General features: G+C 68.8%; 10 protein-coding genes. 3 read left to right on the forward strand and 7 right to left on the reverse strand.

What is annotated here, in order from left to right:
* The first annotated feature begins 145 nt into the window (after positions 1 to 145).
* Entirely contained in the window at positions 146 to 3205 is a 3060-nt protein-coding gene (locus ACFYPR_RS27665) for an NACHT domain-containing protein (RefSeq protein ID WP_387263260.1), read from the forward strand.
* A gap of 396 nt (positions 3206 to 3601) precedes the next feature.
* Here ACFYPR_RS27665 and treZ read toward each other — a convergent pair whose 3' ends face one another.
* Genes treZ through glgX form a run of 3 tightly spaced genes read right to left on the reverse strand, consistent with a single transcriptional unit; the run spans position 3602 to position 9748 of the window.
* Positions 3602 to 5326: a malto-oligosyltrehalose trehalohydrolase gene (treZ, locus tag ACFYPR_RS27670; RefSeq protein ID WP_387263262.1), complete on the reverse strand. Its 1725-nt coding sequence runs from the start codon at positions 5324 to 5326 to the stop codon at positions 3602 to 3604.
* On the reverse strand, positions 5326 to 7629 hold the full coding sequence (gene treY / locus ACFYPR_RS27675) for a malto-oligosyltrehalose synthase (RefSeq protein WP_387263265.1): 2304 nt from the start codon (positions 7627 to 7629) through the stop codon (positions 5326 to 5328). The genes treZ and treY overlap by 1 nt, the downstream gene beginning before the upstream one ends.
* Before the next feature lies 1 nt (position 7630).
* Positions 7631 to 9748, reverse strand: a complete 2118-nt coding sequence (gene glgX, locus ACFYPR_RS27680) for a glycogen debranching protein GlgX (protein WP_355067231.1) — start codon at positions 9746 to 9748, stop codon at positions 7631 to 7633.
* 335 nt (positions 9749 to 10083) lie between these two features.
* Between glgX and ACFYPR_RS27685 the strand changes: the two genes are divergently transcribed.
* Positions 10084 to 11529, forward strand: a complete 1446-nt coding sequence (locus tag ACFYPR_RS27685; protein ID WP_387263270.1) for a glycosyltransferase family 4 protein — start codon at positions 10084 to 10086, stop codon at positions 11527 to 11529.
* A gap of 196 nt (positions 11530 to 11725) precedes the next feature.
* Complete coding sequence (locus tag ACFYPR_RS27690; RefSeq protein WP_387263272.1) at positions 11726 to 12370, forward strand: maleylpyruvate isomerase N-terminal domain-containing protein; 645 nt, start codon at positions 11726 to 11728, stop codon at positions 12368 to 12370.
* Positions 12371 to 13283: 913 nt separating this feature from the next.
* On the opposite strand, the gene ACFYPR_RS27695 is transcribed toward ACFYPR_RS27690, so the two are convergent.
* From ACFYPR_RS27695 to ACFYPR_RS27710, 4 genes are all read right to left on the reverse strand, one after another.
* The gene (locus tag ACFYPR_RS27695; protein WP_354862874.1) at positions 13284 to 14567 is read right to left on the reverse strand and encodes a citrate synthase; all 1284 of its coding nucleotides are present in this window, start codon (positions 14565 to 14567) and stop codon (positions 13284 to 13286) included.
* A 166-nt stretch (positions 14568 to 14733) separates the two neighbouring features.
* Entirely contained in the window at positions 14734 to 16785 is a 2052-nt protein-coding gene (locus ACFYPR_RS27700) for a sulfatase-like hydrolase/transferase (RefSeq protein ID WP_387263275.1), read from the reverse strand.
* Positions 16778 to 18208, reverse strand: a complete 1431-nt coding sequence (locus ACFYPR_RS27705; RefSeq protein ID WP_354862870.1) for a class I SAM-dependent methyltransferase — start codon at positions 18206 to 18208, stop codon at positions 16778 to 16780. The genes ACFYPR_RS27700 and ACFYPR_RS27705 overlap by 8 nt, the downstream gene beginning before the upstream one ends.
* A gap of 14 nt (positions 18209 to 18222) precedes the next feature.
* Positions 18223 to 18372: a hypothetical protein gene (locus tag ACFYPR_RS27710; protein WP_007459587.1), complete on the reverse strand. Its 150-nt coding sequence runs from the start codon at positions 18370 to 18372 to the stop codon at positions 18223 to 18225.
* Between the last annotated feature and the right edge of the window lie 158 nt (positions 18373 to 18530).

Consider the following 18530-nt stretch of genomic DNA (forward strand, 5'->3'; position numbering starts at 1 on the left):
GCCGCACGCACTTTTGAACAACTTTCGTTCCGCTCGCCGCGCACGCAGCGGCGGCATCCCACCTAAACATTGCCAGTTAGCCCTGAAGCGGAACCCGTTTCACTCCGCACACGTCTGGCATCTGCCGAGATCCATGGAGTATCGAATGAGCACTGTTGCACTCACTCTTGTCGGGCTAGGCGCATCCGTCGTAAAGAATGCGACGAAATTATGGCTTGGCGACAAAGCTATTGCAGCAGATGTTTCAGTCGACGCCGTCGACGCAATCTCCTCCAGGCTATCCGATGTACTACAGGAACGGAAGCTTAGACGAACATTTGATCGACTTGCGGATACCGTAGCAGACAAACTTACCGCGTTTGTAAGCAGAGAGTTTCATGATCTAGCCGAGAATGAGAAAGCAGCTGCTCTTCAAGCTGTCCAAGACACCCTTGAGCGCTCCCCATTGAAAGACTACGACCTTTTTGAACACGACCTAAACGCGGCATACGTAGACAAGTATCTCCGCCGCCAGTTTCCCCAGGCGAAGGATCTTGCTGGACTCTCCGAACCCGCCAGGGCTTTATACGACATCGTACTCAGAGATTGTTGCGAGTATATCGTCCAGGTTTCCATCACTTTACCGCAGTTCCAATCAAATGCACTTACGGAAATACTCCGCCGAGAGTCTGATATTGCCGAAACTTTGCAAGATGCCCTTGCCCGCTTGCCTGAGCGTAGTGCAAGAGGAATCGTCGACTTCGAAGTTGACTATCGACGCCAGGTAGCGAACTCTTTAGACCGTCTAGAGCTATTCGGAGCAAGGCTCGAAGACGCGTCCAGACGGTACCCCCTCAGCGTTGCGTACATCAGCCTGTCCGTCACATCCGAATTGAGCAATGGTGAGGAGCTCCCTGCGGCCGGGGCCGAACCGACAGACACGATAAAGGTGAATCAACTTCTTTCAAGCAGCCGGCGGGTACTCCTAAGAGGCGGTGCCGGTGGCGGCAAAACCACATTATTGCGTTGGATATCGGTCCGGGCGGCACTGAAGGACTTCCCCGACGAGCTTTCGAGCTGGAATCAGCTTGTGCCGTTCTTCATACCTCTGCGAACCTATGTCGATCAGCAGTTGCCATTACCGGGGCAGTTTGTCGATCATGTCGGCCGACATATCCGAGAGGAAATGCCAAATGGATGGGTGCAGTCGCTGATGCGGGCGGGCCACGCCGTAGTTCTTGTCGACGGCGTGGATGAGCTTCCCGAACATCAACGAGAAACGGCACGCGAATGGCTAGAGAGCCTCGTCGAGACATTCCCAGGGGCCTTATACATAATAACGTCGCGCCCAGGAGCAGCCGCACCAGACTGGCTAGACGGAGCAAGCTTTAAATCATACGAGCTCCAACCAATGACCCCCTACGACGTCCATGCATTCGTGCGTCATTGGCACGAGGCTATCCGAAACGCGAACCCCGATGTGTCCGAGAAAGAGGCATTGCTGGAATACGAGTCGTTGCTGCTCAACAGAATTAGGAATCGGGGTCATCTTCGGTCTCTAGCGGAAACGCCTCTCCTATGCGCGCTAATCTGCGCTCTGCATTACGACAGACGAGGACAGCTGCCGACTAACCGGATGGAGTTGTATGACGTCGCGCTCGAAATGTTGCTTGAGCGTCGTGACGCAGAACGTCGCCTTGCAGCGGATTTGACTCTTTCCCGAACGGACAAGGTGCTTCTCTTACAGGACATTTCATATTGGTTTATCCGCAATGGCTGGTCAGACGCAGAACGGGATAGAGTAATTCAAAAGATTCGCGAGAAATTGCCGCAAATGCCCCAAATCAAGGCTGCTCCCGATCGCGTCTACAAACACCTCTTGGAGCGAAGTGGCCTGCTGCGAGAACCTTTGGTGGGAAGGGTTGACTTCGTCCATCGAACGTTTCAAGAGTATTTGGCAGCACTAGGAGCATTGGCGGCCGATGACGTTGGTGCGCTCATTGCCAACGCCCACAGAGACCAGTGGCGTGAAGTGGTGGTAATGGCCGCCGGACACGCCCACGCTAGGGAGAGGCGGGAATTGTTGCAGGGCATCCTTGACCGAAAGGATACTGACACGAAAAGAAGGGACCATCTCAGCCTGCTAGCAGTAGCCTGCCTTGAAACGTCGCCGGAGTTAGACCCGAAGGTTCGGCGACAGATCCAGCAGCGGGCTGAGGAGGTTCTGCCGCCAAGGAGCATAACAGCAGCGAAGGTTATTGCCTCGGCTGGCGACTTCGCAACTGACCTACTTGCAAGGACAAGGCCGCGCTTAGCTAAAGAGGTTGCCGCGACGATCCGGGCAGCCGCGGATATTGGAACGGATGGCTCCCTCAGCATTATTCAGCGTTATGGGAAAGACAGACGTGCGACAGTGGTAAGGGAGCTGCTCTTGGCTTGGCCTCGTTTTGATGTCATTACGTACGCGGCAACGGTCCTCGCGCATAACCCTCTTCACAATGGCTTCCTCTATATCGACGATCCGTCCTTAGTGCCGGCGCTCAAGTACTTGAAGCACCTTAACCGCCTCAGACTTTCAGCAGTACCCAGGCCAGCCTCTGCCACCTTCGTAGGCGACCTCCCCAACCTCAACGAATTGTGGCTGCGCGCGCCGACAGACGGCGACCTCGGACCCCTTGGTAAGGCTACTCACCTAAGCAGTCTTCACCTCCTCAACCCACTAGAAACGAGTATCCGTAGACTGACGCCTCTCCCGAACCTTCGGTCCGTCGGCATTTACCAACCCATGTCTGAAATCTCCTGGCCAGATATCCAGTTCGCGCCTAATGCGACCGCCGTCACAGTTGAGTCTGCGAAGATGGTCGCGATGATTGACGTGGCGGATTCATTCCCCAACGTGCAGACTCTGTCACTTTCGGGATGCATGATTCACAACTTCGACGGTATCCAACGCATGAAGAACTTGAAGGCCCTGGATCTGTCACAAGCAATCATCGAGGACCCCAGCGCGCTCCGATCACTTGAAGGAATTCGAGTATTGGACGTCACAGACACCAAGGCAGAAGGACTGGAAGAAATCGGCCATCACCTAGGCATGGACTTCCAAAGGATTCCCACTGGGCACTACACGAGCCTCCATTACTACCCAGGTATCACGGTGTACTTTCCTCGCTGGGTCTACTTCAACAGACCAGACAGGTCGGTTTGGTATCGCCGCGGGCGATAGCCGGAACACTGAACGGAAGAGTAGGACCGTCCAACGCTGCTCGATGATCGCTCCGTCTCAACACGACAGAGCGATCACATCTCTTAAGCCGTTGGCCGTTCTCTGGCCGCTATCCACCTAAGGGAAGCTCACCCGTCGTAGGAACCAAAGCGCCTCCCCATGAGGCCAAGCACCCTAATGCCGTTGCTACTGTCAATTCGATGAGGCGGCTTCAGCGCGTTTGCCTCCGTCGACAATGGGTTGCTAAATCGCGCTACCCAATTGGTTGACGGCCTTCAATGCCGGGGCTCGACTATCTAGCCATCAAGGACGGGTGGTTAAATTTGGAAGAGGGGTAGGGCCGTAGCGGGGCTAGCAAACCATCCGCTGCGACGGCTTATTGGATGGGGGTGTTGGTCAGAGCGCCACGATCGCCGCAGTCTCCGCCGGCAGCTCGATCCGATCACGCATCACCGTGACCCCCTCACCCGTAGCCAGCAGCACCCGCCGCGCCACACCAGGCAACGACACCCCCTGCCCCCGCCCAGCGAAGTTGGCGACCACCAACGTCTCCCCCCGCCGCATCAGCAGGTACTGGTCCCCGTGCTGCACCGACACCTCGTGCATCCGAGGATCCGACAGGTCAGCCACCGACCGCCGCAACCCGATCAACCGCTGGTAGAACGCCAGCATCGAAGCATGCTCAGGCTTGTCCAGCTCGGCCCAGTCCAACCGCGACCGTACGAACGTCTCCGGGTCCTGCGGATCGGGCACGTCCCCCTCAGCCCACCCGTGCGCGGCAAACTCACGCCGCCGCCCAAGGGCCACGGCGGTAGCCAGCTCCGGCTCAGGGTGCGAGGTGAAGAACTGCCACGGCGTAGAGGCCGCCCACTCCTCCCCCATGAACAGCATCGGAGTGAACGGCGCGGTCAGCAGCAACGTGGCGCCGACCCGCAGCAGCGCGGGCGAGAGAGAAGCCGAGATCCGATCCCCGGTCGCCCGGTTCCCGATCTGGTCGTGGTTCTGGAGGTAGGCGACCAGCCGATGACCGGGGATGCGGGAATCCAGAGCCCGCCCGTGGTGACGGTTACGGAAGCTGGACCAGGTGCCGGCGTGGAAGAAGCCACCGGTCAGCACGTCCGACAGCGTCTCCAGGGACCCGAAGTCCCCGTAGTACCCCTGCCGCTCCCCCGTCAGCAACGTGTGCAGCGCGTGGTGGGCGTCGTCGTTCCACTGGGCGTGCAGCCCGTACCCGCCAGCCTCCCGAGGGGTGATCAGCCGTGGATCGTTGAGGTCGGATTCGGCGATCAGCGACAGCGGCCGGCCCAGGTGCGTCGACAGCGACTCGACCTCGATGGCCAGCTCTTCGAGCAGCGGGATCGCCCGGGTGTCCGGCAGGGCGTGCACGGCGTCCAGGCGGAGGCCGTCGATGTGGTAGTCGCGCAGCCACATGAGCACGCTGTCGATGATGTAGCGGCGTACCTCGTCGGAGTGCGGGCCGTCGAGGTTGACCGAGCGCCCCCAGGTGTTGCTCTGCTCGGCGAGGTAGGGCCCGAACCGCGGCGCGTAGGCCCCGGAGGGCCCGAAATGGTTGTAGACAACGTCGAGGATCACCCCCAACCCGCGAGCGTGGGCGGCGTCGACGAACCGTTTCAGGCCGTCGGGACCGCCGTAGGGCTGGTGCGGGGCAAACCAGCAGACGCCGTCGTACCCCCAGTTGTGTTCGCCGTTGAAGGCGTTGACCGGGAGCAGTTCGATCAGGTCGACACCGAGGTTCACCAGGTGGTCGAGGCGGTCGATGGCCGCGTCGAAGGTGCCCTCCGGGGTGAAGGTGCCGATGTGCAGCTCGTACAGGATGCTGCCGGGCAGTTGCCGGCCCGTCCACGCGCTGTCGGACCACTCGAAGGCGGAGTGGTCGTAGCGGCGGCTCGGCCCGTGCACCCCCGCAGGCTGCCACGGCGAGCGGGGGTCGGGCAGTGGGGTTTCGTCGTCGTTCAGCAGAAAGGAGTAGTCGAGGCCGGCGTCGGGCACCTCGACCTGCCACCAGCCGTCGGCGGCGGCGCGCATCTCGTGGTCGGTGTCGCGGGCCAGGCGCAGCCGCACCCGCGTGGCGTCCGGCGCCCAGACGGAAAACTCGGTCATCAAACGGCCTCCTCGGCAGCGGGGAGAGGAGCCAGCAGAGCGACGGGATAGTCGGCCAGAAGATTGTCCAGCGACGTCTCCCCGCCACTGTAGACCCGGCCGGTGAACAGGTCCTTCACCTCGTTAACACCAAGCGACAGGGCTGTGTCGCGCCAGCCGCCGGCGCGCGCCAGACCCAACGGCAGGCGGGTCGCCACGGCGATCGCGCCGCCCCGGTCGAACGCCACCACGTGCCGACCGGCCGGCCCGTGCGCCGGCACCGGCCGGTAGCCGGTGAACAGCTCCGGGTGCGCCCGCCGCAACCGCAGCGTCCGCGACACCACGAGCAGCTTCGCCGCGCCGTCGGTGTCGACCGGGGGACGCCAGCCGCCGTCGAGCCGCGCCAGCATCTCCCGGCGTACGTCGAAGTCGACCGGCCGGCGATTGTCCGGGTCGACGAGGGAGTTGTCCCACAGTTCGGTGCCCTGGTAGGTGTCCGGCACGCCGGGCATGGTGAGCTGGATCAGCTTCTGCCCGAGCGAGTTGCACCAGCCGGCCGGGGTGATGGCGGCGGCGAGTTCGGTCAGCTCGTCGTGCAGGCTCGGGTCGTCGTACATCCGGTCGATGACCGCGTGCATGGCCTGCTCGAAGCCCGGGTCCGGGTCCGCCCAACTGGTCGAGGCCGCGGCCTCCCGGGCGGCCTTCTCGGCGTACGCGTGCAGCCGCTCCCGCTCGATCGGCCACGCGCCGACGGCGGTCTGCCAGAGCAGGTGGGCGAACGACGGGTCGGGCAGCGGCGCGTACTCCATCCAGGTCGTGACCTGCTCGGCCCAGCGGTCCGGCAGCTCGCTGAGCACGGCGAGGCGGGCGCGGACGTCCTCGCCGCGCTTCGTGTCGTGGGTGGAGAGGGTGGTCATGCTGGCGGGCCAGCGGACCTGCCGGGCGGCGGCGAAGCGGTGGAACTCCGCCGGTGGCACGCCGAAGTGGGCGGGGCTGCCGCCGACCTCGTTGAGGGCCACGAACCGGGTCCAGCGGTAGAACGCGGTGTCCTCCACGCCCTTGGCCATCACCGCGCCGGTGAGCTGCGGGAAACGCATCGCCAGCTCGTCGTCGGGGTCGCGCAGCCGGCGGGTGACCGCGTCCAGGGCGCCGGTCAGGTCGGGGCGGCGGCGGCCGGCCTCGGAGCGGGCGGCGGCCAGGTAGCGGGCGCCGTGTGGTGGGTAGCCGCGGTAGACCGGGAAGGCAGCGGCCAGCTCGGCGAGCGCGGCGCGGGCCTGCTCGGTCGGCACCTCGGGGGCGAGCGCGGCGAGGCGGGTCAGCTCGGCGGCGAGCAGCGTGGTGGCGGCGGCCAGCTTCGTGGTGTGGGTCAGGTCCTGCCACGAGGTGTGGTGCCCGGCGAGGCGGGTGTCCAGCGCCGTGAAGTCGCCCTCGGCGTCCGGGTCGATGAACAGGCCGTTGACCGCGGCAAGGGCGTCGTAGCCGGTGGTACCGTCCACCGGCCAGTCCGGCAGCTCCTCGCCGTACTCCAGGATCTTCTCCACCACGAGCCAGGCGTCCGGCGCGGCCTCGCGCAGCCGGGCGAGGTAGCCGGCGGGGTCGCGCAGGCCGTCCGGGTGGTCGACGCGGATGCCGTCGACCTCGCCCGCGGCGGCCCAGCGCAGGATCAGCTCGTGGGTGGCGGCGAACACCGCCGGGTCCTCCACGCGCAGGCCCGCCAGGCCCGCGATGGCGAAGAACCGGCGGTACGTCAGCTCGGCGTCCCCGCGCCGCCAGGAGATCAGCTCGTAGTGCTGCCGATCGTGCACCTCGCGGGCGCTGCCGTCGCCGGTGCCGTCGGCGACCGGAAAGCGGTGCTCGTGGTAGCGCAGCTCGCCGTCGACGACCTTGAGGTCGTCCAGGGCGGCCGGATCGTCAGCCAGGACCGGCAGCAGCAGCCGGCCCCGGTCCCAGTCGATGTCGAACCAGTCGGCGTACGACGAGTCGCGCCCCCGGCGCAGCACGTCCCACCAGGCCGGGTTGGCCGGCGGCACGGCGACCCCGGCGTGGTTGGGCACGATGTCGACGACCAGGCCGAGCCGCTTCTCGCGCAGTGCCCGCAGCAGCCGCTGCCGGGCGGCCTCACCGCCCAGCTCCGGGTTGACCGTGCGGTGGTCGACCACGTCGTAGCCGTGCGCGGAACCGGGCGTCGCGGCCAGCAGGGGGGCGCTGTAGAGGTGGCTGACGCCCAGGTCGGCGAGGTAGTCGAGGATGCCGGCGGTGGCGTCCAGGTCGTAGCCGAGACGGACCTGGACGCGGTAGGTGGCCTGCGGAGGGGTGGCGGCCATGTCAGATCGTCCTTTCCAGCACCACCAGGGAGCGGTCCGGCACCCGGATGGTGCCGCCCGCGCTGATCACCGTGGCGTCGTCGGGCTCGGGTTCGGCAGTGCTGATCACCCGTTCCCACTTCTGGCCGTACTCGCTGCCGGGCATCGTGAAGTCCAGCGGCGCGTCGTGGGCGTTGAAGCAGAGCAGGAACGAGGCGTCGTGGTGTTTCTGGCCGTACTGGCCGCGCTCGCGGATGCCCTCACCGTTGACGAACAGCGCCACCGAGCGGCCGAAGTCGTTGCCCCAGTCCTCGCCGGTCATCTCCCGCCCGTCGGGGGTGTGCCAGGCCAGGTCGGGCAGCGGCTCGTCGGTGCCGCGCCCACCCACCGGCAGACCGGTGAAGAACCGGCGGCGGCGGAACACCTGGTGCCGCTTGCGGAACTCGGTGAGCGTACGGACGAAGTCCAGCAGCTGTTCGTCGACGTTGTCCCAGTCGATCCAGGCCAGCTCGCTGTCCTGGCAGTAGGCGTTGTTGTTGCCGTGCTGGGTGCGGCCCAGCTCGTCGCCGTGGCCGATCATCGGCACGCCCTGCGAGAGCATCAGGGTGGCCAGGAAGTTGCGCCGCTGCTTGGCCCGCAGGGCGAGCACCCCGTCGTCGTCGGTGTCGCCCTCCACGCCGCAGTTCCAGGACCGGTTGTGGCTCTCGCCGTCCCGGTTCTCCTCGCCGTTGGCCTCGTTGTGCTTGTCGTTGTACGACACCAGGTCGGTGAGCGTGAACCCGTCGTGGACGGTGACGAAGTTGATGCTGTGGAACGGGCGGCGGCCGTCGTCCTGGTAGAGGTCGGCCGAGCCGGAGATCCGCGACGCGAACTCGGCGAGGGTGGCCGGCTCGCCGCGCCAGAAGTCCCGCACCGTGTCGCGGTACTTGCCGTTCCACTCGGTCCACAACGGCGGGAAGTTGCCCACCTGGTAGCCGCCGGGGCCGACGTCCCACGGCTCGGCGATCAGCTTGACCTGGCTGACCACCGGGTCCTGCTGGACCACCTCGAAGAAGGTCGAGAGCCGGTCCACCTCGTAGAACTCGCGGGCCAGGGTGGCCGCCAGGTCGAACCGGAAGCCGTCGACGTGCATCTCGGTCACCCAGTACCGCAGCGAATCCATGATCAGTTGCAGCGAGTGCGGGCTGCGGACGTTGAGACTGTTGCCGGTGCCCGTGTAGTCGACGAAGTAGCGCCGGTCCTCCTCGCTGAGCCGGTAGTAGCTGGGCGCGTCCACGCCCTTGAAGCTCAGCGTCGGCCCGAGGTGGTTGCCCTCGGCGGTGTGGTTGTAGACCACGTCGAGGATGACCTCGATGCCCGCCGCGTGCAGCGCCTTGACCATGCCCCGGAACTCCTGCACCTGCTGCCCGAGGTGGCCCAGCGCCGAGTAGCCGTGGTGCGGGGCGAAGAAGCCGATCGTGTTGTAACCCCAGTAGTTGCGCAGGCCCAGGTCGACGAGGCGGTGGTCGTGCACGAACTCGTGCACCGGCATCAGCTCGATCGCCGTCACCCCGAGCCGGGTCAGGTGCTCGATCATCGGCGGGGAGGCGATGCCCGCGTACGTGCCGCGCAGCTCCTCCGGGATGTCCGGGTGGCGCATGGTCAGCCCGCGCACGTGCGCCTCGTAGATCACCGAGTGGTGGTACGGCGTACGCGGCGGCTTGTCGTTGCCCCAGTCGAAGTACGGGTTGACCACCACCGACTTCGGCATGAACGGCGCCGAGTCGCTCTCGTTCATCCGCTCCGGGTCGGCCATGTCGTAGTCGTACACCGCCGGGTCCCACGTCACGTCACCGTCGATGGCCTTGGCGTACGGGTCGAGCAGCAGCTTGTGCGGGTTGCAGCGCAGCCCGTTCGCCGGGTCGTACGGCCCGTACACCCGGTAGCCGTAGCGCTGCCCCGGCTCGATGCCCGGCAGGTACGCGTGCCAGACGTAGGCGTCCACCTCGCGCAGCTCGACGCGGCGCTCGGCGCCGGTGTCCCACTCGTCGAAGAGGCAGAGTTCGATCCGCTCGGCCACCTCGGAGAAGATGGCGAAGTTGGTGCCCATCCCGTCGTAGGTGGCGCCCAGGGGATACCGCTCGCCCGGCCAGACCTGCATGTCGCTCCTTCAGACCATGGTCATGTGCGCACCGCGCCACGAGCGCGCCGACGACAGCCCGCCCGCGCGCACGCCGGTATTGCCCTGCCCCCCGGTGCGCCAATCCATCCTTTCAGGCGACGACCGGAATCCACCTGTCTGATGCGCGCTACACCCTCAGGTGTCCTCCGTCACCATGGACGCTTTAAAGGTGCGTTCCGGGGCCCGATGCCTTTTGCTTGTCGGGGGGCACGCGTCCCGCGCGCGACCTCACTCGGCCCTCGGCCACCCTTTCCACCTCTCACTCCGCCGCCACTGACGCCGGCGCGCACCACCATGCATGGACGGAGATTGATGTGACGACCCTGCGGGTCGATGAGCAGCTCGCTGCCACCAAGGACCGGGCTCACCGGCCCACCCTGACCTCCCGGCCGCAGCTTCCCGCGCAGCCCGGCCCGTCCGCGCAGCCCGGCGCGATCGTGCCCGCGCATGCCGGCCCCGGGGTGCCGCCGCAGACCCGTCGCATCCTCATGCTGTCGTGGGAGTACCCGCCGGTGCTCGTCGGCGGCCTCGGCCGACACGTGCACGCCCTCTCCGTCGCCCTCGCCGCCGCCGGCCACGACGTCACCGTCGTCACCCGCCACACCGACGGCGCACCCCTGGAGGAATACGCCGACGGCGTCCGCATCCTGCGCGCACCCGAAGACCCCGTCACCTTCCCCCTCGCCACCAGCTCCCTGCTCGCCTGGACCATGGCCTTCAACCACACCCTCACCCGCACCGCCCTACGCGCCACCCAGGCCGGCAGCTACGACGTCATCCACGCCCACGACTGGCTCGTCGCCCACACCGCGATGACGTTGCGCGACCACCTGGACATCCCCCTCGTCAGCACCATCCACGCGACCGAGGCGGGCCGGCACCAGGGCTGGCTGCCCGAGGAGATGAACCGCACCATCCACGGTGTCGAGCAGTGGCTCAGCAGCGAGTCCGGTCGGGTGATCGTCTGCTCCGGCTACATGCGCGACGAGGTGGGCGCGCTGTTCGGCGTACCGGCCGGACGCGTCGACGTGGTCGCCAACGGCGTCGAGTCGCACCGCTGGAAGGTGCCGGCGCGGGACGTGGCCGCGGCACGGGCCCGGTTCGCCGGGGACGGCCCACTGGTCACCTTCGCCGGCCGGCTCGTGTACGAGAAGGGCGTGCAGCACCTGATCGCCGCCCTCCCCCGGCTGCGCGAGCGGCACCCCGGGCTGCGCGCGGTGATCGCCGGCGACGGTCCGTACCGCGCCGAGTTGGAGGCCGAGGTGCACCGCCGCGGCCTCGGTGGCATGGTCTCCATGCCGGGCTTCCTGGGCGGCAATGACCTGCCGGCGTTGATGGCGGCGTCCGACTGCTTCGCGGTGCCGAGCATCTACGAGCCGTTCGGCATGGTGGCCCTGGAGGGCGCCGCCGCCGGAGCGCCCCTGGCCGTCGCCGCCACCGGCGGTCTCGCCGAGATCGTGGAGCCGGGAGCGACCGGGATGACGTTCCGCCCGCACGACCCGGACGGGCTCGCCGACGCCGTCGACGCGCTGCTGTCCGACCGCGAGCGGGCCCGTGCCATGGCCCGCCGCGCCCGCCGGATGGTCCACGACCAGTACGGCTGGTCGGCCATCGCCCAGCGCACCGCCGCCAGCTACGCCGCCGCCATCGCCAACGACGCCGCGTTCACGGCCGAACGCGCCGAGCAGCGCATGTCCCAGGGCCGGGCCCTCCCGGCACTGCCCGAGGGCAACCTGCTCGCCGCCGCCGGCCTGCGCTGACGGTCGGGCTGTTCCGGCCCGCTTGCGCTTGATCGACTCGGGTTCCTTGAAGTCGGGGTGTCCCGGTGCCGGGAATACCGCGACTTCCTGGAAGTCGAGTCGATCACATTGCAGTGACCGGGCTTCGCTGCTCAGCGCCGGCCGCCAGGCCGAGTCGATCACGGCGGAGGTCGGTCGGGCCTGCCAGAATGTGCGGATGTCTCGTCCTGTTGACGCCCTCGATTCCGCCTTTCCGGTCGCCGCCTCCATGGCGCTGGACCTGATCCGGCGCCCCGAGGTGTCCGCGCAGTGGTCGAACCCGAGCGTCCTGCCGCACCTGTCCGTGGGCGCCCTGGCGTGCCACCTCGGGCGGCAGGCCGTACGGGCGGCGGAGTTGCTGCCGACGCCCGCCGACCTGCCCACGCTGGAGTCGGCGGACAGCCACTACGAGCGGGCCGCCTGGGTCACCGAGGGCACTCCGGACGCCGACGCGGTCGCCGCGGGCTCGGACGAGGCCGACGCGCTCCGCGGCCCGGCGGACCTGCACGCCCGCTCCGGCGAGGCGCTGGCGAAGGTCAGCGACCTGCTGTCGCGGGGAGCCGCCGTCGACGTCGTGCCGATCCCGTGGCAGGGCTGGGCCCTGCGCCGCGCCGACTTCCTGCTCACACGTCAACTGGAGATCGTCGTGCACTCCGACGACCTCGCGGTCAGCGTCGGCGTGCCCACGCCGGAGTTCCCGGCGGAGGTCTTCGACCCCGTACGCGACCTGCTGGTCCGCCTGGCCGTCCGCCGGCACGGCCAGTCCGCGCTGATCGGCGCGCTGAGCCGCAGCGAGCGAGCCCCGGACATCTCCGCCTTCTGAACCCAACGTCCGACGCGCCCCACACCCCGCGCCGCCTCGGGCCCGGTGTCCGTCCCCCGGCCCCCTGGGTCCCTTGTTCGTCCCCTGTCGAGCTGCCCCAGATATGGGGCGGGCCGCCGGAAGCGAGAGTCGCGGATCAGCATCGCCAAAGCGCCGATGAACGTCGCCGAAGCGCGGATCAGCGTCACGGAAGCGCGGATCAGCGTCACCGAAGCGCGGATCAGCATCACCCGAGGAGCCCCGGGGCCCGGACCGCCCCTTGATCGACTCCAGTTCGCCGACCTTGTGGTGTTCCGGCGCTGTTGATACCGCGATATCGGCGACCTGGAGCCGACCATTGGTGAGTCCAGCCCAACCAATCCGCGAGGCCATCCGTCAGCGGGGCAGGCCGGAGATCGGGCGCTTGAAACCCACCACGCCCCCGCCCCGCCACGCCCCGGCCCGCCACGCCCCGCCTCGGCCCGCCACGCCTCGGCCCGCCCCGGCCCGCCTCGGCCCGCCTCGGCCCGCCCCGGCCCGGCCCATAAGTGGGGCAGCTCGACAGGGGCCGAACCAGGGACTCGGGGTACGGACCGAAGGGCCACCGGCCGGGGCAGATCGGCCGGCCCGCAAGCCGGAAGGCCCAGCGAAAGGGCCGCAGAGCGCCAAGCCGCGAGGCCCAGCGAAGCCCCACGGGCCAGCCGCGAGGTCCGGCCGAGGCCCCACGGACCAGCCGCGAGGTCCGGCGGAAGTAGAACGATCACCAGCGAGAGGGTGAGCGGAAGCCCCACGGACCGCCGAGCCGAACGATCCGGCCGAAGCGCCCGGGCCGCCACGCGAGAGGGCGGGTGGGTACGGCGCAGGCCGCCGGCCCGGATCGGGTCGGCGGCCTGCGGGTGATGCGGGTGGTGCGGATGGTGCGAGAGAGCGGAGGTCAGCGCTCGGCGAAGGGGAGGTAGTCCCGCTCGGCGGCACCGACGTAGACCTGCCGCGGACGGCCGATCTTGGTCTCCGGGTCGTTGATCATCTCGCGCCACTGGGCGATCCAGCCGGGCAGCCGGCCGAGCGCGAACAGCACCGTGAACATCTTCGTGGGGAAGCCCATGGCCTTGTAGATCAGGCCGGTGTAGAAGTCCACGTTCGGGTAGAGCCGGCGGGAGACGAAGAAGTCGTCGGCGAGCGCGATCTCCTCCAGCTCCATGGCGATGTCCAGCAGCGGGTCCGGCTTGGCCATCCGGCCCAGCACGTCCTGCGCGGCCTTCTTGACGATCGCCGCCCGCGGGTCGTAGTTCTTGTAGACCCGGTGGCCGAAGCCCATGAGCTTGACGCCGTCCTGCTTGTCCTTGACCTTGCGGACGAAGGACCGGACGTCGCCGTCGCCGGCGTGGATCTGCTGGAGCATCTCCAGCACCGCCTGGTTGGCACCGCCGTGCAGCGGGCCGAACAGCGCGTTCACGCCCGCCGAGACGGAGGCGAACAGGTTGGCGTTGCTGGAGCCGACCAGCCGGACGGTCGACGTGGAGCAGTTCTGCTCGTGGTCGGCGTGCAGGACGAAGAGCATGTCCAGCACCTTCGACATCACCGGGTCGACCACGTACGGCTCCGCCGGCACGCCGAAGGTCATGCGCAGCAGGTTGTCCACGTACCCCAGGGAGTTGTCCGGGTAGAGCAGCGGCTGCCCGATGGACTTCTTGTACGCGTACGAGGCGATGGTGGGGACCTTCGCCATGAGCCGGACCGTGGAGATCTCCACGTGCTCGGAGTCGAACGGGTCCAGGCTGTCCTGGTAGAAGGTCGACAGGGCGCTCACCGCCGACGACAGCACCGCCATCGGGTGCGCGTCGCGGGGGAAGCCGTCGAAGAAGCGGCGCATCTCCTCGTGCAGCAGCGAGTGCCGCCGGATCCACTCGGTGAACTCGGTCAGCTGCTGCTCGGTGGGCAGCTCACCGTAGATGAGCAGGTACGAGACCTCCAGGAAGGAGGACTTCTCGGCCAGCTGCTCGATCGGGTATCCCCGGTAACGCAGGATCCCCGCGTCGCCATCGATGTAGGTGATCGCGGATGAGGCCGCTGCGGTGTTGACGAAACCGGGGTCGTACGTCGTCATCCCGGTTTCCTTCAGCAGCTTGCTCACCCCGATGCCAGCGGGGCCCTCGACCGCGGGATGTACCGGCATCGACAGCTGCCCGCCGGGGTGATCGAGCTTGACTTCCGTCATGTGGTTCCTCGCTTCGCCGGCAGATCTACGTTGAATTGCCTTCGCTTCTACCGTAATTGCGGCTCGGGGGACACTGCCCGCCGTGGTTCGGCGGTGAGGTATGCGTCACCCGATTCCCGACTGAGCAGCCGGGAAACCCGCCCTCCCGCCAGCGGAGGACAGGAGATCAGGACAACGTGAGGCGCCGTAGCGTACCGTCCGCCGCGACCTGGTAGACGTCGAGCTGATTCGTCCCGGCGCGGAACAGCCGGTCGTCGGTGAGCAGCGCGGCGAAGCGGCGGCCGCCCGGGTCGGCCGGCACCACCGGGACCACCGCGCCGATCCGGCCGTTGACGGCGACGGCCAGCAACGTGCCGTCCGGTATCGCGTCCGGCACGTCACCCCAGACCAGCGCCGGGAGGGTGCCGGTGTCCGGGTCGGTCGCCCGGAAGGCGGCCAGGTCGGCGACCTGGGCGCTGCCCCCGGGCGGGCCGGCGCGGACCTCGGTGCCCACCAGGGGGTGCGGTGTCGGCAGCGGCGGCGCGGTGGGCACCCCGCCGGGGAAGGTGACCGCCTCGCCGGGGGTGTCGTAGAAGTGTTTCGTGACGTCGGCGCGGGGAGCCTGCCGGGCGGAGCGGCCGTCGACGTGCCAGGGCAGGCGGATGCCGGCTTCGTCGGCGACGGTGGGCAGCAGGTCGACGTGTTCCCAGTTGCGGTCGTCCACCCGGCCGGTCTGCTGCCCGGGCTCCTTGACGAACATGGGCACCCAGGCGACCTCACCGGCGGCGGCCTTGATGGCGTCCATGCCCCGGCCCTGCGCGCCCGGATGGAAGCTCACCCCGTGGTCGGCGGTGACGACGACGAGGGCCTGGTCGTAGAGGCCGCTGGCGCGCAGCGTCCGCAGGGTCTCCCCGATCAGCCGGTCGGTGTAGCCGAGTTGGGCGAGGTGACGCTGGCGGGCCAGCTCGACCCAGCCCGTGCCGTCGTTGGGCAGGTCCTCCGGGGCGTCGTAGCGGACGCCGGACGGCAGGTACGCCCACGGGGAGTGCGGCATCAGCAGGTGCAGGAAGTGCAGGGCGGGTCGGGGTTGCGGCTTCAGCCCGGCCAGGAAGCTGGTGAACCGGGCCGGCTGGTTGTCGTCGAGGCTGTCCCAGCGGAACTTCGGGTCGGCCGGGACCGGCTCGGCGGCGTCCAGGCCGGCCTCGACGCGGGTCTGCTCCCGGTAGGAGTCCTCCGGGTCGACGCGGGTGTTCGTCGGCCCGGCGACCTGGCCGAGCAGCTTGCCGGTCTCCCGGACCAGCACACCGAGGCCCTGTTCGGGGGTGACGGGCTGCTCGCACCGGCTGGGTGGGCAGAGCCGGGTGATGCTCTCCTGGGCCTGGATGTCGTACAGGCCGCCGAAGGCGGTGAAGAGGTTGTCCGGGTACTGCGAGTAGTGCGGCGCGACCGCCCGCGCCGGGTAGCGGCCGGTGAGCATCGCCGGCAGCGCGTTCGGCGTCCAGCCGCTGACCCCGGTGGCGTTGCGGTACCAGGTCGAGCCTTCGGCCAGCTCGGCGAAGTGCGGGAACCGCGCCGCGTCGATCCGGCCGTCGCCGCCGAGCAGGCTGACCAGCGGCAGCTCGTCGAGGATCAGCATGACCACCGGCGGGTGCACGGCCACGCCCTGCGCGGTGCCGACCGCGCCGCCGTCGCCGCGTGGCAGCACGACCGCCGAGGTGGGCGAGACGAACAGGAACAGCGCCACGAAGGCCACCGGCCCGGCGGCGGCCAGTCGCATCGCCTTGCCCGGCGACCGCCACCGCCGGTGCGCGGCCGCGCCGCCCAGACCGGCCAGACCGGCAAGCACCAGCAGGGGTACGCCCCGAAGCGGCGTCGTGTGCCGGCCCACCTGCACGGCGAGGGCGGCGAGCAGCAGCCCGACCAGCGTCGTGTGGGTGAGCGCGCGGGCGGTGCGGCCGGCCAGTCGGCTCAGTGCGCCGAGCAGCGCCACGGGCACGGTGGGCGCGAGGGCCACCAGGGCGACCAGCAGCAGGATCTGGCCGGGGTCGGCGCGGTGGAAGAGGAAGAAGTCGGGGCTGCGGCCGAGTATGTCCAGCAGCGGCTGGGTGACGACCAGCCCGACCAGCGCCACGATCTCCAGCAGCCGGCCCAGCTCGCCGCGCCAGCCCCGGTCCCAGCGGCCGGGCGTCGGCGGGCCGGCGACGGGTCCCGGCGGGTCGGCGACTGCCGGTTCAGCCACCCATCACCGCCCGGTAGAGCGTGCGGGTGCCCGAGGGCAGTTCCAGTCGGTCGGTGATCCGGCCCCGGGCTGCGAGGAGCCGTTCGAAGGTGTCGCGCCGGTAGTCCGGGAAGAGGCCGTCGGGCTTGTTGGCCAGCAGCCGGGTGGCCATCGGGTCGTCCGGGTGGATGAACTCCACGACCACGGTGCCGCCGGGCGCGCTCAGCCCGGCCAGCCAGTCGACGACCTCCGGCAGCGGCACGTTGCGGCCGATCGCCAGGTGGTGCACCAGGGCCAGGGCGAGCACGACGTCCGCCGACGCCCGCTGCGCGAAGCCGGCGCGCTCGACGCCGCGCCAGCCGCCACCGGGCGACGGGTCGGCCAGGTCGACCACCAGCGGCAGGATCCGTTGCTGGCCCTCGGAGCGCAGCGCCCGGTACAGCTCGTCGACCACGGCCGGGTCCTGCTCGACGGCGACCACGTAGTCGGCGTGCCCGGCGGCCAGTCGGGCGTACCGGCCGTCGTTGGCGCCCAGGTCGAGCACCAGGCGCGGGCGGGCGGCGGCGGCCACCGCGGTGACCACGAACTGCTCCTTGGCGACCCGGTCGCGGGCCGAGTAGCCGCAGGTGCGCTGGTAGTCCGACCAGTGGCTGCGCGACGGACGGTGCTCCAGCCGGCGGACGAGCTTCTCGATGCCGCGTACGGTGGCCGCCTGCAGGTCCCGGGAGTAGCCGGCGGCGCGCAGTTGGGCCTTGACGTCGCTGGTGCTGGCGTCGGCGTTGCGTTGCTGCATGGCGCCGTGCAGGTGCAGGTGGGCCAGGACGCCGGGGCGCAGCCGGCGGGCGCCGCCGAAGAGGGGGCGCAGCTGGTCGGCCTCGATGCCGTCGACCTGGGCGCGCAGCCAGGGCTGGAAGTCCACGCCCAGGTGGGCGGTGAGCAGCAGCGGGTAGAGCACGGTCTGGCAGAACTGCCGGTAGCCCGCCCACGGCTCCCCGTCGCGCAGCGGCTCGAAGGAGCCGATGTCGATGAAGACCGGCTTCGCGCCGCGCCACTGCAGGTTGTAGGCGGAGCCGTCCTTGGTGGTGAAGCCGTTGGCGAGGGCGGTACGCAGGATCTCCAGGTGCAGCAGCGCGGCGTCGCGCAGCATGCCGAAGGACCACTCGTACGGGTGGGAGACGAACGGGATGCGCTCGTGGCGCAGCACCGCCGCCCACGGGGTGCCGGCCGCAGCGGGCACCAGCGCCGGCGGGGCGTCCTCGGTGGCGCAGACCTTGCCCGCCGAGACGAGCGTGGGAAAGAACGGGCTGGCCGCGAGGGTCCGCCAGTGCTCGGCGGCCTGGGCGTCGAGCCCGCGCAGCACCTCGTCGCCGACGTGGAACACCCGGTTGGCGGGGTCGCGGAAGGAGGCGGGCTCGGGGCGTACCCCGGTGGGTGAGGTCGTCATCGTCGCGGCGACCGCTACCGCTGGTCGGTGGGCTGCCGACGAAACCGGTCGACCAGCCGTCGCCAGTAGAGCTTGGCGGCGACCGCGGCGCCGGCCACCCCGCCGACGACGGCCTGCACGATCAGGCTGCCGGATCCCGCGTCCAGGTAGGCCAGATGGATCACCGACCGCTCCTTCCCCTCGCCCGTCTCGACACCGGCGTCCCGGGGAGGCAGCGGTGAGGCTTTTAACCCAGAAAGCCGGACTTGTCCATCACCGTACGCTGCTCGTCTGCGCCGTCGCGGCGACATCGGAGGACTCCCAGCCCGGCCACAGGAAGCGG

This window comes from Micromonospora sp. NPDC005254 (assembly GCF_042872525.1).
Taxonomy (GTDB): Bacteria; Actinomycetota; Actinomycetes; order Mycobacteriales; family Micromonosporaceae; genus Micromonospora.